Genomic DNA, 22,038 nt, shown 5'->3' on the forward strand with positions numbered 1-22,038 from the left:
GCAGACGGATTGCCAATAATAAGCATATGAACTGTGGAAGCCGGAGAGGAGGAAAGCCATGTTTACGGGACTCATTGAAGAAATCGGCAAGCTGAAGCGTTCTTTCAAGCAGGGCGAAGCGATGCTCATCATTATCGAAGCCTCCCGCGTACTGAAAGGCGTCATGATCGGAGACAGCATCTCCGTTAACGGCGTTTGCTTGACGGTCACTGCGTTTGACGGATCTTCCTTCACCGTAGACGTCATGCCTCAAACCTACCGCCATTCCAATTTGAAGGATATCCGCCCAGGCGAGTCCGTCAATCTGGAACGCGCGATGCAGGCAGGCGGTCGATTCGGCGGCCATATCGTGCAAGGACATGTGGACGGCATCGGCAAGATTATCTCCAGAACGAATGATGCCAACGCGGTCGTGTTCACCATTCGCCCGCATGACGGCAAGCTGATGCGTTACGTTATTCCACAAGGCTCCGTCACGCTTGATGGTATCAGCCTGACGGTTGTGGCAGCCGATCATGACAGCTTCATGGTGTCGATTATCCCGCACACCTTGAAGGAAACGGCTTTGCAGCATAAAGGACCGGGCGGCGAAATTAACGTCGAATGCGACGTGCTTGGCAAGTACGTCGACCACTTGCTGCACTTCAAGGGCGGCGGCGATGATGCAGGCGAGGACAAGGGTAAGCCGGAGAGCGGAAGTAAGCTGACGGCGGCGTTTCTCGCGGAGAATGGATTTTTCTAAACAGTTGACAGATAGGCCATAGATAGTTAGCGAAGGAGTGAAGCAGTGATGAGCGACAAGCACGGTGCAGCGAACGGCCAATCCATATTGGACCCAATTGAAGAAGCGATTTACGATTTGATGCTTGGTAAAGCGATTATCGTCGTCGATGACGAAGACCGCGAGAATGAGGGCGACTTGATTGCCCTGGCCAGCAAAGCCACACCGGAAATTATCAATTTCATGATCACCGAAGGGCGCGGTTTGGTATGCATCCCGATTACCCAGGAGCGTGCGGAGGAGCTTGATTTGCCGCCAATGGTTCAGCGCAATACCGATTATCATGGCACGGCATTCACTGTGTCCGTCGATCACTCATCGACGACGACGGGAATCTCGGCTTACGAGCGTTCCCAGACGGTGAAGGCGCTGATCGATCCGAACACGAAGGCTGCGGATTTCCGCCGTCCGGGACACATCTTCCCGCTGATCGCGAAGAAGGGCGGCGTCCTAAGACGCGCAGGCCACACGGAAGCAGCGATTGACTTGGCCCGGATGTGCGGCTCTGCTCCGGCGGCGGTCATTTGCGAAATCATTAAGGAAGACGGCTCCATGGCTCGTCTGCCGGATCTGATTGAATTCAAAGAAAAGCACGGTCTGAAGCTGATCTCGATCCAAGAAATGATTCATTACCGCAACGAGAAAGAGAACTTGGTGGAGCGGGCCGTCGAAGTGAACCTGCCGACGGATTATGGCGTATTCCGCGCGATTGCCTACACAAACGAAGTCGACAACAAGGAACATGTCGCTTTGGTGAAAGGCGATATCGATCCATCGAAGCCAACGCTTGTGCGCGTCCACTCGGAATGTCTCACTGGCGATGTGTTTCATTCCCACCGCTGCGACTGCGGTCCACAGCTGGGCGCTGCCCTGCGTCAAATCAATGAAGCTGGCAACGGGGTGCTGCTCTATATGCGCCAAGAAGGCCGCGGAATTGGCCTGATCAACAAATTGAAGGCCTATCAGCTGCAGGAGCAGGGAATGGATACCGTGGACGCGAATATTAAGTTGGGCTTTGCTCCTGATTTGCGCGACTACGGCATCGGTGCTCAAATCTTGAAGGATCTTGGCATCAGCCAAATGCGGCTGTTGACGAATAATCCGCGCAAAATCCGCGGTTTGGAAGGCTATGGACTTGAGGTCGTGGAACGCGTACCGATTCAAATGGATAGCAATGTAGACAATGATCAATATCTGCACACCAAAAAAGACAAATTGGGCCATATGCTCAAATTTGACGATAAATCAAACAACATCTAACCCTAACAACACCTTGGGTAGTGTACAATCAGAGAGGATGAAGAAGAAATGCCGCATGTATATGAAGGACATTTAATTTCCGAAGGTTTAAAATATGGTGTAGTCGTAGGACGCTTCAACGAGTTTATCTCCGGTAAGCTGCTGAGCGGCGCGCTGGACGCGTTCAAACGCCACGGCGCTGAAGACAACGAAGTCGAAATCGCATGGGTGCCGGGCGCATTCGAAATTCCGCTGATCGCGCAAAAAATGGCCGAGAGCGGCAAATACGACGCCGTCATCACCCTTGGCGCCGTTATCCGGGGGTCAACGCCTCACTTCGACTATGTCTGCAACGAAGCGGCGAAAGGCGTCAATGCAGTGGGACTGAAAACCGGCGTACCGACTATATTCGGCGTCCTGACAGTAGACTCCATCGAGCAAGCAATCGAGCGTGCAGGCACGAAAGCCGGCAACAAAGGCTGGGAAGCGGCAGTGACCGCCATCGAGATGGCGAACCTGACGAAAGTGCTTAAAGGCTAAACAAGCGGACATTACCAATTGTAGACTAGGAGTGGGCTTTCGCCATGGCGGTGACCTATAAGCTGGATTCGTTCGAAGGACCGCTCGATCTTCTTCTTCACCTTATCGATAAGGCGGAAATCGACATTCATGAAGTGTCCATCAGTGAGATTACCGACCAGTATATGGACTACTTGAATGCGATGCAGGAGCTTGAGCTGGAGGTTACGAGCGAATTTCTCGTCATGGCGGCAACACTGCTGTCGATCAAGAGCAAACAGCTCCTTCCGAAGCCGCCTGTCATCGAAGATGATTACGAGGATTGGCCGGACGACGGATTGGATCCGCGCGATGAGCTCATTGCAAAGCTCGTGGAGTATCGGAAGTATAAGCAGATCGCGGAGCAGCTGCGAGAACAAGAGCTGGAGCGCAGTCTTGTTTATACGAAGGAGCCCGAGGATATGACCCCATTCATGAGGGTCGTGCCGGACAATCCGGTTAAGGGGCTCAGCGTACAAGATTTGATTGCGGCTTTTCAGAAGGCGCTCCGCAAATCGACGAGGCGCAACGTGATTGCGACCATTCACCGAGACGAAATTTCGGTGAAGGATCGGATTCGCGACATTGTCGCCGTTCTAAGGGAATTCGAAACGGTACGCTTCTCCAAGCTGATTCGCGACGATATGAGCCGCCATGAGGTGGTCGTAACGTTCCTGGCCCTGCTTGAACTGATGAAAATGAAACATATTCGCTGTTTCCAGCACAGCCTGTTTGATGATATCGTTGTGCATTGGAGGGGAGAAGCAGCTGATGGCGGATTATTCGAAGTTGAAGTCGATTATTGAGGGACTGCTGTTTATGGCAGGGGATGAAGGTTTGACGGCGAAGCAGCTGTCCGATATTTTGCAGCTGGACGCAGCCGTCGCCGCGGATCTTGCCAAAGATCTGATGAAGGACCTGAAATCCAAGAAACGCGGAATTCAGATGTCGCTTGTCGCCGGCGCTTACCGGTTGACGACGAATCCGGCCCACGCTGAATATTTTGAACGCATGGCTTATTCGCCGACGCGGGCAAGCTTGTCGCAAGCGGCGCTGGAGACCTTGTCCATCGTCGCGTACCGGCAGCCGATCACACGGGTAGAGATCGAAGAAATCCGAGGCGTCAAATGCGACCGCGCGCTTCAATCGCTGGTCAGCAAGGATCTGATCGAGGAAGTAGGCCGCGCTGAGCAGATCGGGCGTCCGATCTTATATGGGACGACCAAATCGTTCCTAGACTATTTCGGCTTATCCGGGCTGGATGCACTGCCTGAACCGTCAGCGTTTACGGCCGACGACCTGGATGATCAGACGCAGCTTCTCTTCGAGAAGCTGGAAGGCCGCCAGATGACGCTTGAAGATATGCGTATGGCCGACTTGGACGCCGCGTTTGGCGACGATAACGAGGAACACTTGGAAGAGCTTGAAATCGAGCCTGCTTCAGAGAGATAGTCTGGCAAGAATAAGAATGAGATTTGCATGCAAGGTCATACTATATCCGACCAATCAAGGGAAATGGGGGAACTCAGCCATGCTTGGCTACCCGTTCGGATGGATGATCGCGGCAGGTCTCTTTTTTTTGCTCTTTCTCATCATAGCGCTCTCACCGGTTATCATTCGCGGACATGTGAAGCGCATTGGCGACGATGACGATGCGGAGCTCCGCATTCGCGCGCTGCTTGGCCTTGTCCATTACCACTGGCAGATGCCTGTGATGAAATTAAAGGGCATGGGCATGGATTTGAAGCATGAGCTTACCGCTGAGAACATTTCTGACGCGAATAAAAATTCAGCAATGAAGCACGTGAATTCGAAGACAATCATGCAATACCTTGCTTGGGCTAGAACGATGCTGACGCAAACGGACGATTTGCTGGGTTGGGTTCGAACCTCCCTCGGGCATGTCCACGTTACGGAATGGAAATGGACAAGCGTCGTCGGCACCGGAGATGCCATGTGGACCGCGATGGTGACAGGTATGGTCTGGTCGGTGAAGACGACCGCCATCGGCATCATCTCGCAGCTGATCCGATTGGATGCGGACCCCCAGCTTGCCGTGCAGCCGGTGTACCAGGAGGCTCATTTCTCGACAGAAGGCCAGTTTACGGCTAAAATTTCCGTCGGCTATGCCGTATACGCCGGACTTCGTCTGCTCCTCCAAATAAAGCGCGTTCCTGGAGCACCAAGCGGCTTTGGGGGTTGGCAGCGTATTTTGCTTCGCAGCTGATTACATAATGCGTTCCGCTCGAGGGAACCCTACAGAAGGCAAGGAGCAGCTTCCGATTTTGAAACAAGGAGGACTTTATTGATGAATGACCATCCGATTCAAGGCTTAATGCAAACCGCGATGGAAAATATTAAAGAAATGGTCGACGTGAATACCATTGTCGGCGATCCTGTCCAAACGCCGGATGGCAGCGTCATTATGCCCATTTCCAAAGTAGGCTTTGGTTTCGTGGCAGGCGGCAGTGATATCCGCATGGGCGGCAGTGACAGCAACAGCGCAGGCAAGAACGGCGATGCTCACAACGCATCGGTATCGCTCCCGTTTGGCGGCGGCAGCGGCGGCGGCGTATCCATTACGCCGATTGCGTTTCTCGTTGTCGGCACCCACGGCGTACGCATTGTGCCGCTGGACAATCAAACGCATCTCATGGAACGTGTCCTCGATTCTGCACCGCAAATGTTTGACAAAATCCAGAACATGTTTCAAAAAAACCATTCCGATGCAGATATGGACTCCATGCTTATCGACAGCATGGAAGTCCGCTGACGCGTTGGTTACAGCGTGAAAAAAGCAAGCCGCCCCGGCAGGGGCGGCTTGTTTTTTTTGGGACGGGTTGGGATATATATCTTCCCGCTTCATATACTTGTACAAGACGGATTACGACTTAGTGACATAATGAAGGAGGACATGTATGAGGCTCGCCCGCATAACAAACAGACTGGTACGAATTGCAGTCGCAGCGCTGCTTCTTCTGCCAGGCATAACGGGGCTTGCATCCGCAGCGCCCGATAAGATAACAACAGGAGCTAAAGGAGCGGCGCTTATCGATGTGACATCGGGAAGAATTTTGTACAGCCATAATGGGGACAAGTCCATGTTGATTGCAAGTTTGACGAAAATCATGACCGCTATTGTAGCGATTGAGCACGGGCGCTTGTCGGACATGGTCATGACGAGCAAACGGGCGGCGGGGAAAGAAGGATCCTCCATTTATTTGCAGCTCGGAGAGAAAATGAGCCTGCAGAACATGCTGTACGGCCTTATGCTGAGGTCCGGCAACGATGCCGCTACCGCGATTTCGGAGCATGTCGGGGGATCGGAGGAGGGTTTCGTTTACATGATGAACGAGAAAGCGGAGATGCTGGGCCTCGCGAATACCCATTTCATGAACCCCAGCGGCTTGGATGCGCCGGGACACTATTCTTCGGCGATTGACTTGGCCAAGCTGACGGCTTATGCGCTTAAGAATCCCGTATTCAAGGAGATCGTCAAGACAAAGTCGAAGTCCGCACCTAATCCGAACGACAAATGGGATTACCTATGGAAAAATAAAAACAAAATGCTCGCGATGTACGAGGGTGCAGACGGCGTGAAGACAGGCTATACCAAAAAGTCGCTGCGCTGTCTGGTCAGCTCCGCCACGAGAGGCGGCCAGCAGCTCGTTGCCGTAACCATCAATGACGGCGACGATTGGAATGATCACCAGAAGCTCTTGAATTACGGCTTCTCGCACTATCCGCTCAGCGAAATAGCTCACAAGGGTCAGGCAGTTAATGGGTATCCGCTTGCCGTTGGACGAACGTTGAAATATCCGTTTGCAGAAGGAGAGAAGGAGCGGCTGCATACGAAGTTGAAGCTTGTCGAAACCGGTTCGACCGCTTATTCGCTCGGTGAGCGCGGGTTGATGGAGTGGTATATCGGCGATGAGAAGATCGGTGCTTCGCCCATATATGATGCACAGAGCAGCCGATTGAAGGTCCCGGACAAACCGACGTTGGCGGCTGGCGGCAAGGCGAAAACGGTTATGGGCACCCCGGCTTACGTCTCGTACTGGCATGCGCTTGCCGACTCCACATCGTCATTATTCGGAGGGAAGGGGGCTGAGGGATGGTAAATATCATTTGGCTCTTCTTCATTGCCGTCAGTTTTGCGGCCGCTATTATGAACGGACGCATGGAAGCGTTGACGGAAGCGGCGTTTGAAGGCGCCAAGAGCGGCGTTACCGTCAGCTTCGGACTGATCAGCGTCATGGTGTTCTGGCTCGGATTAATGCGGATTGCTGAGGATGCAGGTATTCTTCGCAAGGTCGCCGTGCTTCTTCAGCCGGTTGTCCGATTTTTGTTCCCGGACGTGCCTAAAGGACATCCGGCACTCGGCTACATCATGAGCAATATGAGCGCGAACATTCTTGGACTCGGCAATGCCGCGACGCCGATGGGCATTAAGGCCATGCAGGAGCTGCAGAAGTTGAATCCCGAGAAAGAGACGGCATCTGCGGCGATGTGCACGCTGCTGGCGCTAAACACGTCCAGTATCACGCTTGTTCCCACGACGCTCATTGCGATTCGAATGACATACAGCTCGGCGCATCCCGCGGAGATCGTCGGCACCACGCTTGCCGCAACGCTCGTAGCTACCGTTGCGGCGATTGCGGCAGACCGCTGGTACCGGGGCCGATATAATCGCAAGCCACCCAAATGGAAGGGAAGAGACAGCACAGTGACGCCTAGGGCGGGAGCGCCGTCCAATACAGCGGAAGCGGATTACGGCCAAGGAAAGGGTGAGGCCGTTGTATGAATGGGTAACGTCGATCTCAGCATGGCTCATCCCGCTAATGATCGTTTTTATTCCCCTATATGCTGCGTTCAAGCGGGTTCCGGTCTATGAAACGTTCATTGACGGGGCGAAGGACGGGTTCGGCACTGCGATCAATATCATTCCGCATCTCGTCGGCATGATGGTCGCCATCAGCATGTTCCGCGCTTCTGGCGCGATGGATATGCTGGCAGGCCTTATTCGCCCGCTGTTCGATCAACTGGGCATTCCAAGCGAGGTGCTGCCGCTCGGCTTGCTTCGGCCGCTGACGGGAGCGGGATCGCTGGCTTTTACGACGGAATTAATCAAGACCTACGGTCCGGACTCCATGATTGGAAGAATCGCGAGCACGATTCAAGGCAGCACGGATACGACGCTTTACGTGTTGACGGTTTATTTTGGCGCCGTCGGTATCCGCAAGAGCAAATACGCGTTGAAAGTCGGCCTGTTTTCGGATGTTGTCGGATTTTTTGCAGCTATTATTATCTGTTTATTCGTCTTCGGTTCGTAATAGTAAATTTCTGATGAGTGAAGCCCTGCAGCGTGCGGCGCCTGATATCGGCGAATGCACACTTGAGGGCTTATTTTGTTTATGCAAAAACAGCGCTTATTCGACACGCACTTTCTTTCGCATACGGATTTAGGGTATGATGGAGGATGAGGTGAAATGAATTGGAACGTTTACAGAAGATTTTGGCGCAAGCAGGCGTCGCATCACGCCGCAAATGCGAGGAGCTTATTCTCTCGGGGAAGGTTCAGGTCAATGAAGAGACCGTCACGACACTTGGTGTCAAAGCCGATCCCGCAGTGGATGTCATTACCGTTAATGGCCGCAGAATTCATAGCGAAAGCAAGCTATATTTGATGTTACATAAACCGAAGGGCGTCATTACAAGCGCTAACGATCCGCAAGGCCGCAAAATTGTCGCGGATTACTTGCCTGGCATCAAAGAACGGGTCTATCCCGTTGGACGGCTCGATTATGATACGGAAGGGCTGCTGCTGCTGACGAACGACGGCGAGTTCGCCAACCTGCTGACGCATCCGAGCCACCACGTACCGAAGACGTACTGGGCAACCGTGAAAGGCGTACCCCATGGTTCGGCGCTGGAGCGGCTGCAGCAGGGCATTCTGCTTGAGGACGGAATGACGGCACCTGCCGAAGTGGAGTATCACGATGTTAATACGGAGAAGAACCAAGCGACGATTACGATCACGATTTATGAGGGACGCAACAGGCAGGTTCGAAGAATGTTCGATGCAATCAATCATCCCGTCATCCTGCTTCGTAGAGTGCGGTTCGGTGATTTGGGTCTGCATGGTCTGGCGCGCGGCAAGTTTCGCCATCTAACGCCGAGAGAGATCCAAGACCTTCGCGCAGCGGCAGTCAAGACACATAAAATTCAAAAATAACGATCGGCGGCAACCTCAATTGCCGTCCGATTTTCGTTATAATGGGTGTACGGATTCAGGCATAACTGCATCTATAGAACAGGCGGTGAATAACATATGAAATCAAACCGCAGACTCATCCAAGTGCTGATCTTCCTTGGCGTTCTGGTGCTTGGCGGCTACGCGATCGGCCATTCGCTCTTTGCGAGCAGCAGCGACGGTCTGCCGAGAAAAGGCTCCACGCCTCCTTCATTCTCGCTCCTTGGAACGGACGGGAAGACGCATCGGCTGGACGATTACAAAGGAAAAGCGCTCGTCATTAACTTCTGGGGCACCTTCTGTCCGGGATGCGTGACGGAAACGCCTGATTTGGAAGAGCAGTACAAGAAGCACGGGGACAAGCCGTTTGAGATCGTCGGCATTAACCTCAGCGAGGACCGGCTTGCGATTAACAACTTTATTAAGCAATACGATGTCAGCTATACGATTTTACAAGACAACAATCGGCAAGTCGAACGCGCGTACGGGTTAAAATCGTATCCAACCACCTTCTTCGTGAAGCCTGACGGAACGATCATGGACGTGTTTATCGGTCCGATGGCGAAAGCGGATATGGACAAGCGTATCGCGAAATTGCTTGCGTCCTAATCCTGGGGAGGTTTTTTTGCATGTCGGCTTTTGAAAATACGAAGTGTCAATGCGGCCATCAGAATCCGGTAGGTACGGTGCTTTGTGAGAACTGCGGTTATCCGCAGGAACCGAGCGAAGAGAATAGCGATGAGCCGCTTGAGATGCGATACGACGGCATCGCGCGCCGCTCGCAGAAGAGCAATCCGTCGCCGATCGATCGCGTATGGAACTTCTTCTCTTCCGTGAAGGTTGCCGTGCGTCTCATTATCATCACGCTTATTGCGGCGATGATCGGAACGATTTTCACGCAGGAGAACGCATTCATTTCTTTTGATCCAAGTACATATTACGAAGACCGTTACGGCTGGATCGGCAAATGGTATTACAAGCTCGGTTTCTCCAACACGTATGAATCCTGGTGGTTTATCGGTCTGCTCGTCATGATCGGCACGTCGCTCGTAATTTGCAGCTTGGATCGGGTTCTGCCGCTCTATCGTGCGCTGAAAAAGCAGCAGATCCGCAAGCACGAGCAATTTCTAACCCGCCAGAAAACCGTATACGTCGGTGAGGCGGCTGGGGAACCCGAGGCTTGGACGGAGAAATTCGCGGCGCAGCTGAAGCGGAAGCATTATCGCGTAACGCAGGATAACGGCGCGCTGCTGGCGGAGAAGTACCGGTTTAGCCGGTGGGGGCCGTACATCAATCATATCGGGCTAATCGTTTTCTTGCTCGCGGTACTGCTTCGTACACTGCCCGGCTGGTCGATGGATAACTACGTTACCGTGCCCGAGGGGGAGACGGTGAAGGTTCCCGAGACGAAATACTACATCAAGAACGAGAAGTTCACGATCAATTATTACACGGATGCCGAGCTGCCGAAAGAATTGCAGGGAACGGCAAGAGCGAAGCTTTATGAGACGCAGGCCGTATTGTATACCTGCTCCGCGGATTGTGATGATCCTTCCAAGAAGCCGCAGCTCGTCGAAGTGAAGCATCACAAGATTATCGTCAATGATCCGCTGTCTTACAAGGGGATCAAGGCATACCAGTTCGGATTCGATGACACGCCGAGATTGAAGGCGGTGCACCCGGTGCTCATTGACCATCAGACGGGTAAGACTTACGGCCCGATCGATTTGAACATGCGCGATCCGAAGCTGAATTTTGATCTGGGGCCTTACTCACTTGAGCTTCGCCAGTCCTATATGGATTTTGCCTTGGATGCGGAAGGCAGGCCGACCACCAAATCGCGCGATCCCAATGCACCGGCATTCGTGTTCGTCCTGAAGGGACCGGAACTGTCGGCGCAAGGCGAACCGTACATGTATTTTCCGAAACAGACGGATAAAGCGCGGTTCAGCCAAGATGTGATTAATGGTAAGCTGGGGCAGCGTTACGAGCTGAAGGTGCCGTCGATGGACGGCGTCGAATTCGCCCCGGTGGAGACTTCGCTTAACATTCGTTACGACCGCGCTATGCCTTATATCTGGTTCGGCGCAGGAATTTCGATGTTTGGTCTGCTGATCGGTTCGTACTGGCAGCATCGCCGGATCTGGCTTCGCATCGATCGCGGCCGCGTAACGCTCGGAGCTCATACGAACAAGAATAATTACGGCATGCGTGCCGAGGTCGCTTCCGCGCTGCGCGGTATTGGCATCGTCGTAGAGCCGAAGTCGCTCGATAACGGGAGGAACAAATCGTGAGTTTGCTTGATTTCAGCAGCGACGCCTTTATTGTCGCATTCTTTTTATATTGCTTCGGATTTTTGTTCTACGGCGTGTCAGCGCTTGGCCGCAAATGGAGCAACCGCAGTCCGGAGGAGCATGTTAAGCGGTGGGGGACCGTTGCTTATATCATTTCCTTGCTCGGCTTCATCTCGCATTTGACCTTCTTCATTACGCGCTGGATCGGCGGCGGTCATATTCCGACCAGCAACATGTACGAATTCATGTCCTTCCTTGCAATGGCGATTATGTTCGCCTTCATTATTGTCAATGCCTTATACCGTAAGCCGCTACTCGGTCTCTTCACGCTGCCGCTGACGGTTATCATCGTCGCATACGCGGCTGTCTTCCCTCAAGAGGTGCAGCCGCTCATACCGGCGCTGCAATCCGTTTGGCTGAAGGTGCATGTGACGACGGCAGCGACAGGCGAAGCGTTCTTCGCCGTCGGATTCGCAGCCGGACTGATGTATCTGCTGCGTACGGTTGATTTCACACAAACGAACGAGCGAGCAAGACGCGAGCAGCGTTGGGTTGAATTCACGCTTTATGTCATTATTATCATCATCGCCTTCATAAGTTCCGTATTTGCATTCCGCGGAGCGGGTTATGAAGCAAGCTTCAAACAGGAGAATGTGACGATTGACGATAAGGGGATCGAGAATACGACGACGGAAACCGTGGAATACTCACTTCCGCCGATCTTCAAGCCATACAACAGTCAAGTCATCTCCGTCGATTCTTTCCTTGGCGTGGATGAGCCGCTGATGGAAACCCCATCCTGGATGAAAGGGGTCAACGCGGCGCGTAAGCTGAACACGATTACGTGGTCCATCATTAACGGCTCCATTCTGTACGGCTTGCTGAGGCTCGTGCTTCGCAAACGCATAGGAGCGGCGATCCATCCGCTTATGGATGGCATCGACGAGGATGATATTGATGAAATCAGCTATCGCGCCATTGCAATCGGCTACCCGATCTTTATGCTCGGCGCTTTGATATTCGCCATGATCTGGGCCTATATCGCTTGGTCGCGATTCTGGGGCTGGGATCCCAAGGAAGTATGGGCGCTTATTACCTGGCTCTACTATACAGCTTACTTGCATTTCCGCCTATCGCGGGGCTGGCATGGTTCCAAGTCCGCATGGCTGGCCGTCATCGGCTTCGTGGTCGTTATGTTTACGCTGATCGGGGTCAATCTTGTCCTTGTTGGCTTGCATTCCTACGCAGGTGTGTAATACGCATCTATTTACAGGCGCGCGTCTCTTCGGACGCGCGCCTGCAGCACAGTAAGGGTTCGTACATGAATTGAGAGGGGACATGGCATATGTCGGAAGAGCTTCACCGTATTCTGGTCGTGGATGATGAAGAACGTATTCGCAGGCTGCTCAAAATGTACCTGGAAAAAGAAGGATATCTGATCGAAGAGGCTGAGGACGGAGAAACGGCGCTTCGTCTTGCGACGTCGGGAGAATTCGATCTTATTTTGCTGGATGTCATGCTGCCCGGCATGGACGGGATCGAGGTGTGTACCCGATTGCGGCAGGTGAAAGCGACGCCCGTCATCATGTTGACCGCGAAAGGCGAAGAGATGAACCGCGTGCAGGGATTTGAGGTCGGTGCTGACGACTATGTCGTGAAGCCGTTCAGCCCGCGCGAGGTTATCTATCGGGTGAAGGCGATTTTGCGCCGTTCATCAGCTACTGCCTTCTTGACGAAGGAAGCGCTCACGAGCAACAACATCGTATTTCCGCATCTCATTATCGAGCACGACGCTCATCGTGTCATGGCTGGGGGACAAGAGGTCAGCCTGACGCCGAAAGAATACGAACTGCTGCATTACTTGGCCATTTCGCCGGATAAAGTATTTTCTCGCGAAGAGCTGCTGAAGGATGTCTGGAACTATGAATTTTTCGGTGATCTTCGTACGGTGGATACGCATGTCAAACGCCTGCGAGAAAAGCTGAACAAGGTATCGCCAGAAGCGGCTATGATGATCACCACCGTCTGGGGCGTCGGCTACAAACTCGAGGTGTCCAAGTAAGTGATGATCTGGCGAAGTGTTGTCGGTAAGCTTTGGTTGACTATAATTGCGCTTGTAGCGGCGGTTTTACTCGTGCTCGGCATGTTTTTGCTGCAATACATCGATATCGCATCCTTCGATGATTCGCACCGGGTCAAAGTGCTGTTCGTATACACGGCGATCATTGGTTTTCTGCTCTCTACCTTCTTGGCTTTCTTCCTCTCGACCAAAATCACCCAGCCGCTGCTGCAAATGAAGAAGGCAGCCGATCTTATCTCCCAAGGCGAATATCGGACACGCGTACCGATCCGCTCATCCGACGAGATCGGGGATTTGGCCAATACGTTCAATAACATGGCCGTTGAGCTGGATACGTTGATTCGCGATTTGAACCACGAGAAGGAGCATCTTGCCAGCGTTCATCGAAGCATGGCAGACGCTGTTGTTACATTCGATGCCGCCGGGCAAATCATCTTGGCCAATCCGCATGGTCAACAAATCATGGACCGATGGAACGAGCTGGAATGGTCGGAAGAACGCAGAGTGCATTCGCAGGTACCTGAGCCGTTGTTCGATCTCTATCGGACCGTGCTAAGGGAAGGCCGCGACCTGACGGACAAGGTCCATGTGCAAAGCGGCGTTTGGTCCGTTGTTATGGCGCCGCTGAAATCCAACGATACCGTACGCGGCGCTGTTGCCGTGATGAGGAACGTGACGGAGGAATCGAAGCTGGAGAAGCTTCGGCGCGACTTCGTGGCTAATGTCTCGCATGAGATCCGGACGCCGCTGTCTATGCTTCAAGGCTACAGCGAGGCGCTGCTCGATGATATCGCCGCTTCGCCTGAGGAACGCAAGGAGCTCGCTCAAGTCATCTATGACGAGTCGCTTCGCATGGGAAGACTTGTGAAGGACCTGCTTGACCTCGCAAGGATGGAAGCAGGGCATATGGAAATGAAGCTGGAATCCACCGACTTGACGGTTCTCTTGAGACGCGTTCACCGAAAGTTCGAGCTGCGGGCGAAGGAAGAGGAGATTCAGCTTCATGCCGAACTGCCCCCCGAGCCGCTCATTATTGCACAAGGCGACGAAGACCGGCTGGAACAGGTGCTGACGAATCTGCTCGATAACGCGCTTCGACATACGTCCAAGCAGGCGCATATTACGCTCAGCGCGCGTCAATTGACGCTCGAACACAAAGCATTCGTCGAGATCAAGGTCATCGACGGGGGCGAAGGAATTCCTTCAGAGGATCTTCCGTTTATATTTGAACGGTTCTATAAAGCGGACAAAGCACGTACCCGGGGAGCCGGCGGCACAGGGCTTGGGCTGGCAATCGTGAAGAACATCATTGAGTCCCATCAAGGCCGCATACAGGCCGAGAGCGTCGTCGGCGTTGGTACAACATTTACCATTCTGCTTCCGGCAGGCCTAGCTGTATAAACAACGTGAATTGGCGCACTCCAACGAGGGCGCCTTTTGTTTAAGCAAGTCTTTGATTCAATTCACCGCGCGTGCATAAAGGCACAGCAACCGCTAAAAGTCGGTTCTTGTTGAAGGAAGTAGACAAATCTTGTTGGTCGTGAAACATTTTCTTTCGGTAAACGCCTATTTCGGATAAAAAAAAAGCGCCGTTTCTCAAGGAAACGGCGCTCTTTGTCTTAGTATAGCTTAATTTCTTTGGCTTTATTGAGATCTGGCAGTTTCACGAGCTCGGCAATGACGTCTTTGGAAACGCCTTTGTCGACAGTCAATACCATGATTGCAGCGCCGCCTACAAGCTCACGGCCGACCTGCATGGTTGCGATATTGACGTTGTTGCTGCCAAGCAGCATGCCGACGTTACCGATGATGCCCGGTTTATCGTTGTGCGAGATCAGAATCAGGTTGCCTTCCGGCGCAACGTCAACCGGGAAGCGGTCGATTTGTACGATCCGCGGGCCGTAGCCTGTCAGCAGCGTTCCCGTTACAACGCGTGTCGCCACTTTGGAACGAAGCGTTACTGTGATGGAATTCGTAAAGTCGCGAGCCGTATGCGATTTTTGAACGACGATGTTAAGGTGACGTTCCTTCGCAAGGTGCATCGAGTTTACGACGTTGACTTGATCGGACCCGAGGTGATGCGAGAGCACGCCGCGAACGATGTAACGGGTCAACGGCTGCGTATCGACTTCCGCAAGCTCGCCTGCGTAGCTGACTGCAATTTCTTCAACGGCGCCTTCTGTAAGCTGCGATACGAAGCTTCCGAGCTTCTCGCCTAGGCCGAAATACGGCTGCAGCTTGCTAAGTACGTCAGAGGGAATCGGAGGCATGTTCACGGCATTCATGAACGGCTTGTCGCGCAGGATGTTCAATACTTGCTCCGAAACATCAATGGCGACGTTTTCTTGCGCTTCCACCGTCGATGCGCCAAGGTGAGGCGTTACGATAATTTTAGGATGCGTCAAGAACGGGTGATCGGCAGCTGGCGGCTCGACTTCGAATACGTCGAATGCGGCGCCTGCAACGATGCCTTGATCAACAGCTTCAACCAGTGCGTGCTCGTCGATAATGCCGCCGCGTGCGCAGTTTACGATACGCATGCCTTTCTTCATGACCTCGAATTGAGGACGGGAAATCATATGACGCGTTTCCGGCGTCAGCGGTGTATGCACGGTCATGAAATCCGCATTGCGAACGATGTCATCCACGCTCGACAAGCGAATGCCAAGCTTCTCTGCGCGTTCTTCTGTCAAGAATGGGTCATACCCCCAAATTTCCATGCCGAACGCTTTGGCGCGTTTGGCCACTTCGCTGCCGATCCGGCCCATGCCGAGTACACCGAGTACTTTGTTGCGAAGCTCCACGCCAAGGAAGGATTTACGATCCCACTCGCCGCCAACTGTTTTCAGGTACGCCTGGGGAATGTGACGGGCTACCGACATCATCATAGCGAATGTGTGCTCACAAGTTGTAATGGTGTTGCCGTCCGGCGCATTAATCACGATAATACCACGCTGCGTTGCAGCTTCCAAATCGATATTGTCGACGCCTACACCCGCACGACCAACGACTTTAAGCAATTTACCGGCTTCCATAATACGAGCGGTTACGCGCGTTTGGCTGCGAACAAGCAGCGCATCATATTCGCCGATAATGGCAACAAGCTCGTCTTCGCTTAAACCAGGCTTCTTGTCTACAGCGACATCCTCCGCATCCATAAGCTTCTGAATGCCTAAATCGCTGATTGGATCTGAGACCAATACTTTAAACATGTTGGATTGCCTCCTGAGCGTTTTGTATGATGAAAATATGGTAGAAGTGAAAGACCCTCGTCTATCTCGCTGCACAGCGCAGCAGTGTAGGCGAGAGTCTGATCACACGTTCACGTTTGGCCGGTCGTTATCGCTGAAAATCCGACAAATGCGGGCGACATTAATGTTTATTACATTATAGCAAGACGAACTATAATTGCAATGCTTAAAACTTGCTCAAATGTGAAAATTTCGTTATGATCGACCGTAAAAAGGGGGCATGATTATGGATAATTGGAATCAGATGCAGCCGGAGCCATTCCTGGAATTAGTGCGTCAAGGCAAACTGCTCAAGGAACAAATCATCGATGTACGGGAACAGCATGAATGGGACTATTACCATCTCGAAGACAGCACCCTTATGCCTTTGTCCAGCTTTGAAGAGAACTGGGAAGCTGTTCCGAGCGATAAGCCGGTGTATGTCATCTGTGCGCACGGTGTACGCAGCCAAGCAGTCTGCCGATATCTTAATGAAAAAGGATACGGCAGCCTTACCAACGTCGTTGGCGGAATGGCTGCCGTATCCCAGTTAGATGGATTTCAATACGATTGACTATTCTTTCTCCGGGTAGAAGAACGGAAGCTGAGGCAGAAGCTCCTTCGGATAAAGCTGGGCTTTGCTGTCGCCGAAGTCCCCGGAGCGGACGGCCTCCGTACTGACCAGCAGATCGACGATGGCATCTACGGTTTTCATTTTCATCGCGTTTGCTTGTCCTGATAAAATGAACTGATCCACACGGGAAGTTAAATCTTGCGGATAGAACGGCATCAGCGATTTGCGAGCATTGAGCTGATCCGCCAATATTTTGTTTTTGAGCGTCAGCGGCAGCGATTTCCATTGTTGAATGGAGAGCTCGGCTGACGCCTCGTAGTTATCGGGAATGTTGGGATTGACGGATGCGCTCCATTTGAGCATGGCTGTGTAGTAGTCCTGCTGACCGCCCATCGCGAATTTGACGGCTTGCAAATAATATGCATCCTTAACGAGCGCTTTAACGAGGTCGGCAGCCTTCATATCCTTGGCGGACCCGGCGCCGCGCTGCGCGGCTTCACTGAACATCTTCAAACTTTTGAGCAGCTGCAGCTGCGCGGACTCCAGAAGCGGCGAGCTTTTCGGCACGACTGCGTGCTCGGCATCATCGTAGTTTTGTTTCGCCGTACTGGACAATTCCTTCAATGCGGAGCTGCCATCATTCAATTGATTTGCGGAAAGCTTATGTATGACGGTAAACCACTCGTTTTGAAATTCACGATAAGGTAAAAATACGGTATGATAGAATGAGACCAGATCTTGCTGCTGGTAAGCGGCGGCAATACCGGATTTGTTGCCGCTGAGATGTTTCGTATTTTCGACCAGTCTCGCTTCGGTTTTGTCGGAACCGATCTTAACGCCGTAAAAGAATGCGCCGACAGCGAAGACGAGCATGAAAAGGAATCCTAGACTAAAGAGCATTTCAGTACGTGTTAGTCGTTTATCCATGTTAATCCCCTTCGTACTATTTTTCGTCAATTATTCCTGAATCGATTGTCCTACTAGTATAGGGTAAAATAGTTGAAAAGGAAATATGAACCTTCCATGGCAGGAGCAGGACATGAAGAAATTCGACATTCGCAATATCAAGCTGAAAGCCATGCGCATTGATGAGATAGACGATCGAATGCTGCTGATTAATTTGTACGCGACGCAGGCAATTACTTTCATTATCGGTTTCATTTGGCTATTATTTCAGCGGCGCAGCCCTTTTTTATTATTTTTCCCAGAATCCGGGCTCAGTTTTGTATATTGGGGACTAGGCTTGGCGGCAGCGGTCATCGCCGTTGACTTGCTTGCAGCTCGATTCGTGCCGGATGAGGCAAATGATGACGGGGGCGTAAATGAGCGCATTTTTCGTAATCGGCCTATCTGGCATATTGTCGTATTATCGCTGGTTGTGTCAATATGTGAAGAAACGCTGTTTCGCGGAGCGGTGCAGCATCATATCGGCCCTTATTGGACAAGCATTCTTTTCGCTGCTATCCATGTACGGTATTTGAAGCATTGGATTCCGACGGGGCTCGTATTTGCCATTAGCTACGCGCTGGGGTGGATTTACCTGCGTACAGGCACATTGCTTGCGCCTGTCATCGCGCATTTTATGATTGATATGATTATGGGATTGGTCATACGTTTTCGGAGGGAAGAATGAGCAGAGTTAAGAAATTTGGCAGAAAATACCGGTCTAAATCAGCTGAGGAGACGGATGACTCGGCTGCGGCACTGGAGGCAGAATGGGGTCTTGAACTAGACGATCAAGCAGAGCCGCTGCCAGCAAGAAGAACGACGCATCCATCGAACAAGCAGCAGATGACAACGTGGTTTTACAGACTGTTAATCGTACTGTTTATCTTATTGCTGATTGGACTTCTCATGTGGGGAAGGCATTTCAATATTTCGGCTTAACGATGGAATAGGCGAGAGGAGGCGGTACTACGATTGCACTCACGTTAGTTGGTTTCGTTCTTGCGGCCTTTTCGCTCAGTTTGCTTGCTTATATGGTACGGGTTTCCTATCGTTATCGTCTCGACGTCCAGGAAGTAACGCTTGATAGGCTTCCGGAGGCATTCGACGGCACTTCGCTATTATTTATATCGGATATACATAGACGTGTTATTCACGATGAGTTAGTGAACCGCATCACTGCTGCTGGAGGCACGGATCTGGTGCTGATTGGCGGGGATTTAAGAGAAAAGTCCGTTCCGCTCGAGCGGTCCCGTCATAATCTTCGACAGCTGGCGCGGATTGCGCCGGTCTATATGGTTTATGGCAATCATGATTATGATGAAGACATTCGAATGCTTGATGTGCTGCTGAATGAAGAGAGAGTACGCGTACTCGTGAATGAGTCCGTCGTCTTGGAGCAGCGGGACGGCAGTCGGATTCGATTGGCAGGCGTCGACGACCCCCGGACGAATCGAGAGAATCTGAAGCTTGCACTGCGGGATGAGGAAGACGGCAGAGGGGAATTGTTTACGGTTCTGCTTGCGCATGATCCTATACTTGCCAAACGCATGGGAGCAGAAGCTGAGCATGTGGATCTGATTTTATCCGGACATACGCATGGAGGCCAAATTGTCCTGCCTTGGGTCGGTCCGATCTGGCTCGGAGAAGAGGCTTCCGGCTATTGGCGCGGCTGGTTCGACGTAAAGAAGCGAACAACCGGGAACAGTAATTCCCGGTTGTTCGTCAGCAGCGGTTTAGGCACCTCAAGGCTTCCGATGCGCCTTCTTACGGAAGCGCAGGTTCATCGCATTATTTTGCGTTCTGCGCGTTCGGCAGGGGCGCTGGATCAATCGTCGCGGGATCAATGAAGCCGTAGCCTTTGCTTTCGAGCTTCGTAAGCAGCGTATCTAGTGCTTTTGTCGTCCATGGCAGCTCATGCATCAGAATGTTGACGCCAGGATGCAGCTGTTCAAGGACATTTGCGATGACTTTGTCCGGTTTATCCTTTGTGCTTTTGTCCCAATCCAGCGATCCATCAGACCAGGTCATGTAAAGCATGTCGTATCCGCGCACAATGCTCTTCACTGAGTCGTTGCCGGAGCCGAATGGCGGGCGGAAGAAGACAGGCTCTTTACCGGTTACTTTCTTGACGATCTCTTGAACGTCGCCGATTTGTTTCTTGACGACAGCTCCCTTTTCTTTCTTCAGATCAATATGATCCCACGAATGATTGCCGATTGTTTGGCCGCGGTCGGCGATTTTTTTGAGCAGCTCGGGATGGCGCTTGACGCGGTAGCCGTTCACGAAGAAGACCGCTTTGGCTTTATGTTTGTCTAATGTATCCAGCAGCGAGCTGATCATTTCATCTTCCTTAGGCCCATCGTCGAAGGTTAATAAAACAACGTTCTCGCTTGTTTCCCCTTTATGAATAGGAACAAAGCTGTACACTTTATTCATCTTATACAGTTTCTTAGGCGCGGATACAGCCGGCTTCGCCGTAGGTGGTGAAGACTGTTCATCAGGCTTGCTCCCAAGAGCCGCATTCGAATTCGCGTTATCAGAGTTATCCGTCGTCGTATTCACCGATTTGTCTGGCAAATCAAGGGCAGCGTCCGGTAATTTATTACCGCTTGCTGCAGAGGAAGTCTCATCCTGAGCAGCTCTTGATGCGCACCCGTTTGTTAGGAGCAGCGCGAGCATTAGAACCATTGCCGGTTTGAACGTTTTACGAATCTGCATCGAAACGACCTCCTGTTGTCATCGATCTCTTAAGTGTGCCCTAATTGTATCATATTTTGCCAGACCCACGAACTTTACCGCTTCCTTTATTTGTAGTGGAATGGCGTTTGGGCACAGCGGCAAAACTAGATGCGAACCGGAGTACAAAAGCACTTATGAGGAGGTTCCACCAATGAAATGGTCTGGGTTTCTGATTGGAGCGCTGGCCGGTGCTGCAACAGCGGCTTACATGGCAAAGAAAAGGCCAGGTATGTTCGCATGGGCGTCCAGTGCGGCAGGCAACACAATGACAGGCTTCTCGAAGAGGGCGATGGGAGCGATGCTCAGCCGCAAGTTCGGCAGCGATGCATCGCATGATGTCTCCCCAAAGCACTCAAGCGTTTCCGCAAAAGAGTCCGGCAACGCATGGGGACAAATTGAAATGCTCTTGAACAGCGACCCCAGCGTGAAGGATCAGGTGGAAGACATTAAATCCGAAGCGAAAACGCATTAGGTTTCAAAAAAAAAGAATCGTTTCGCCCTTCAATCGCGTATATACAATTGAGGGTCGGCGATTCTTTTTTTTTGCGCATCTAGTGCATTCCCACCCCAGACATGCTAACATAGCAATAAGTACAAATCATTCACCAAACTACAGCGGCTACATACGCTGTGTATAACAAATGTTACCTGCGTTCAATGCGCTTTCGAAGACAGTTTTTGCTCCGATATAACGAAGCAGATGCTTTTCGAGAAGGAGGATCCTATCATGAAAATCGAACGGCTCAATCAAGACAAAATCCGTATCTTCCTGACGTTCGACGACTTGCTGGAGCGTGGGATCCAGAAGGAAGACATGTGGCGCGAAATTCCGAAGGTTCATGAGCTATTCAGTGAAATGATGGATCAAGCCTACAGCGAGCTCGGCTTCGATGCCAGTGGACCGCTGGCCGTAGAAGTGTTTGCACTTCCCGCTCAGGGCATGGTTGTCATAGTCACTCGCGGCAAAGTGAACGGCAAGTCCGAGGACCAGATGCAAGAAGAAGAGAATGATGACGACGTCTACGAGATGGAAGTGACGCTGGAGCAAAGCGATGTCGTGCTTTATGCGTTCAAGGATATCGAGGATGTAATTTCGGTCTGCAAGCAGCTGAAGGCTGCCCAGTTGATCGAAGACGGACGTCTATATGCCTATAATGGCAAATATATGCTTGCCTTTGAGCCTGTAGGCTTTGAGCTTCCGCGGTACCATGCAATCATTGCGCTGCTCGCTGAATACGGGGAGGCGGCCTCCATAACGACTGCTGTTCTTGATGAGTATGGCAAAGTGATCGTACCTTCCAAAGCCGTGCTCGAAATTTGCAATCATTTCTAAGGCTTATCG

Annotated in this window: 25 protein-coding genes; 22 read left to right on the plus strand and 3 right to left on the minus strand. The window is 52.0% G+C overall.

Annotated elements, in window-relative coordinates; genetic code table 11:
- The first annotated feature begins 58 nt into the window (after nt 1-58).
- The 16 genes from ribE (KXU80_RS01135) (at nt 59) to KXU80_RS01210 (ending at nt 14,606) form a co-directional block, all read left to right on the plus strand.
- Entirely contained in the window at nt 59-742 is a 684-nt protein-coding gene (ribE, locus tag KXU80_RS01135) for a riboflavin synthase (protein ID WP_219836484.1), read from the plus strand.
- Nucleotides 743-790: 48 nt separating this feature from the next.
- Nucleotides 791-2,041, plus strand: a complete 1,251-nt coding sequence (locus KXU80_RS01140) for a bifunctional 3,4-dihydroxy-2-butanone-4-phosphate synthase/GTP cyclohydrolase II (protein ID WP_308858153.1) — start codon at nt 791-793, stop codon at nt 2,039-2,041.
- A gap of 48 nt (nt 2,042-2,089) precedes the next feature.
- Entirely contained in the window at nt 2,090-2,560 is a 471-nt protein-coding gene (gene ribE, locus KXU80_RS01145) for a 6,7-dimethyl-8-ribityllumazine synthase (RefSeq protein WP_219836485.1), read from the plus strand.
- A 44-nt stretch (nt 2,561-2,604) separates the two neighbouring features.
- Nucleotides 2,605-3,384, plus strand: coding sequence for a segregation and condensation protein A (locus KXU80_RS01150; protein ID WP_219836486.1), 780 nt, complete (start codon nt 2,605-2,607; stop codon nt 3,382-3,384).
- Nucleotides 3,350-4,030 carry an SMC-Scp complex subunit ScpB gene (scpB, locus tag KXU80_RS01155; protein WP_219836487.1) on the plus strand — a complete coding sequence of 227 codons (681 nt, stop codon included), beginning with the start codon at nt 3,350-3,352 and terminating at the stop codon, nt 4,028-4,030. Before KXU80_RS01150 ends, scpB begins: the two co-directional genes overlap by 35 nt.
- Before the next feature lie 79 nt (nt 4,031-4,109).
- On the plus strand, nt 4,110-4,805 hold the full coding sequence (locus KXU80_RS01160) for a DUF2953 domain-containing protein (protein WP_219836488.1): 696 nt from the start codon (nt 4,110-4,112) through the stop codon (nt 4,803-4,805).
- 81 nt (nt 4,806-4,886) lie between these two features.
- Nucleotides 4,887-5,351: a GerW family sporulation protein gene (gene ytfJ / locus KXU80_RS01165; RefSeq protein ID WP_219836489.1), complete on the plus strand. Its 465-nt coding sequence runs from the start codon at nt 4,887-4,889 to the stop codon at nt 5,349-5,351.
- Between the two features lie 145 nt (nt 5,352-5,496).
- The gene (locus tag KXU80_RS01170) at nt 5,497-6,699 is read left to right on the plus strand and encodes a D-alanyl-D-alanine carboxypeptidase family protein (protein WP_219836490.1); all 1,203 of its coding nucleotides are present in this window, start codon (nt 5,497-5,499) and stop codon (nt 6,697-6,699) included.
- A complete protein-coding gene (locus KXU80_RS01175) occupies nt 6,693-7,382 on the plus strand; it encodes a nucleoside recognition domain-containing protein (protein WP_219836491.1) in 690 nt (229 codons plus the stop codon). The genes KXU80_RS01170 and KXU80_RS01175 overlap by 7 nt, the downstream gene beginning before the upstream one ends.
- Nucleotides 7,375-7,911, plus strand: coding sequence for a spore maturation protein (locus KXU80_RS01180; protein WP_308858155.1), 537 nt, complete (start codon nt 7,375-7,377; stop codon nt 7,909-7,911). Before KXU80_RS01175 ends, KXU80_RS01180 begins: the two co-directional genes overlap by 8 nt.
- Before the next feature lie 161 nt (nt 7,912-8,072).
- Nucleotides 8,073-8,813, plus strand: a complete 741-nt coding sequence (locus KXU80_RS01185; protein WP_219836492.1) for a pseudouridine synthase — start codon at nt 8,073-8,075, stop codon at nt 8,811-8,813.
- A 96-nt stretch (nt 8,814-8,909) separates the two neighbouring features.
- Nucleotides 8,910-9,440, plus strand: coding sequence for a redoxin family protein (locus KXU80_RS01190; protein ID WP_219836493.1), 531 nt, complete (start codon nt 8,910-8,912; stop codon nt 9,438-9,440).
- Between the two features lie 20 nt (nt 9,441-9,460).
- Nucleotides 9,461-11,125: a cytochrome c biogenesis protein ResB gene (locus KXU80_RS01195; protein ID WP_219836494.1), complete on the plus strand. Its 1,665-nt coding sequence runs from the start codon at nt 9,461-9,463 to the stop codon at nt 11,123-11,125.
- Entirely contained in the window at nt 11,122-12,381 is a 1,260-nt protein-coding gene (ccsA, locus tag KXU80_RS01200) for a cytochrome c biogenesis protein CcsA (protein ID WP_219836495.1), read from the plus strand. Before KXU80_RS01195 ends, ccsA begins: the two co-directional genes overlap by 4 nt.
- 89 nt (nt 12,382-12,470) lie before the next feature.
- Entirely contained in the window at nt 12,471-13,187 is a 717-nt protein-coding gene (locus KXU80_RS01205) for a response regulator transcription factor (protein ID WP_219836496.1), read from the plus strand.
- Entirely contained in the window at nt 13,188-14,606 is a 1,419-nt protein-coding gene (locus tag KXU80_RS01210) for a HAMP domain-containing sensor histidine kinase (protein ID WP_219836497.1), read from the plus strand. It begins immediately after the preceding gene.
- Between the two features lie 218 nt (nt 14,607-14,824).
- Here KXU80_RS01210 and serA read toward each other — a convergent pair whose 3' ends face one another.
- On the minus strand, nt 14,825-16,417 hold the full coding sequence (serA, locus tag KXU80_RS01215; RefSeq protein ID WP_219836499.1) for a phosphoglycerate dehydrogenase: 1,593 nt from the start codon (nt 16,415-16,417) through the stop codon (nt 14,825-14,827).
- Nucleotides 16,418-16,682: 265 nt separating this feature from the next.
- Between serA and KXU80_RS01220 the strand changes: the two genes are divergently transcribed.
- Nucleotides 16,683-17,009 (plus strand): rhodanese-like domain-containing protein, encoded by a 327-nt coding sequence (locus KXU80_RS01220; RefSeq protein ID WP_219836500.1) that lies wholly within the window; start codon nt 16,683-16,685, stop codon nt 17,007-17,009.
- On the opposite strand, the gene KXU80_RS01225 is transcribed toward KXU80_RS01220, so the two are convergent.
- Nucleotides 17,010-17,882: a hypothetical protein gene (locus KXU80_RS01225; protein ID WP_258171199.1), complete on the minus strand. Its 873-nt coding sequence runs from the start codon at nt 17,880-17,882 to the stop codon at nt 17,010-17,012. It lies immediately after the preceding gene.
- A gap of 166 nt (nt 17,883-18,048) precedes the next feature.
- Here KXU80_RS01225 and KXU80_RS01230 point away from each other — a divergent pair, with 166 nt between their 5' ends.
- The 3 genes from KXU80_RS01230 to KXU80_RS01240 all read left to right on the plus strand — a co-directional run bounded on the left by KXU80_RS01230 (nt 18,049) and on the right by KXU80_RS01240 (nt 19,804).
- Nucleotides 18,049-18,642: a CPBP family intramembrane glutamic endopeptidase gene (locus tag KXU80_RS01230; RefSeq protein WP_219836502.1), complete on the plus strand. Its 594-nt coding sequence runs from the start codon at nt 18,049-18,051 to the stop codon at nt 18,640-18,642.
- The gene (locus tag KXU80_RS01235) at nt 18,639-18,896 is read left to right on the plus strand and encodes a hypothetical protein (RefSeq protein WP_219836503.1); all 258 of its coding nucleotides are present in this window, start codon (nt 18,639-18,641) and stop codon (nt 18,894-18,896) included. The genes KXU80_RS01230 and KXU80_RS01235 overlap by 4 nt, the downstream gene beginning before the upstream one ends.
- A 224-nt stretch (nt 18,897-19,120) precedes the next feature.
- Complete coding sequence (locus tag KXU80_RS01240) at nt 19,121-19,804, plus strand: metallophosphoesterase (protein WP_258171200.1); 684 nt, start codon at nt 19,121-19,123, stop codon at nt 19,802-19,804.
- Here KXU80_RS01240 and KXU80_RS01245 read toward each other — a convergent pair.
- Nucleotides 19,746-20,675 carry a polysaccharide deacetylase family protein gene (locus tag KXU80_RS01245; protein WP_219836505.1) on the minus strand — a complete coding sequence of 310 codons (930 nt, stop codon included), beginning with the start codon at nt 20,673-20,675 and terminating at the stop codon, nt 19,746-19,748. The genes KXU80_RS01240 and KXU80_RS01245 overlap by 59 nt on opposite strands.
- Before the next feature lie 172 nt (nt 20,676-20,847).
- Between KXU80_RS01245 and KXU80_RS01250 the strand changes: the two genes are divergently transcribed.
- Both KXU80_RS01250 and KXU80_RS01255 read left to right on the plus strand, forming a co-directional pair.
- Nucleotides 20,848-21,168, plus strand: coding sequence for a hypothetical protein (locus KXU80_RS01250; RefSeq protein WP_219836506.1), 321 nt, complete (start codon nt 20,848-20,850; stop codon nt 21,166-21,168).
- Nucleotides 21,169-21,423: 255 nt separating this feature from the next.
- Complete coding sequence (locus KXU80_RS01255; RefSeq protein ID WP_219836507.1) at nt 21,424-22,029, plus strand: genetic competence negative regulator; 606 nt, start codon at nt 21,424-21,426, stop codon at nt 22,027-22,029.
- Nucleotides 22,030-22,038: the final 9 nt, after the last annotated feature.

Source organism: Paenibacillus sp. R14(2021) (assembly GCF_019431355.1).
GTDB lineage: Bacteria > Bacillota > Bacilli > Paenibacillales > Paenibacillaceae > Paenibacillus_Z.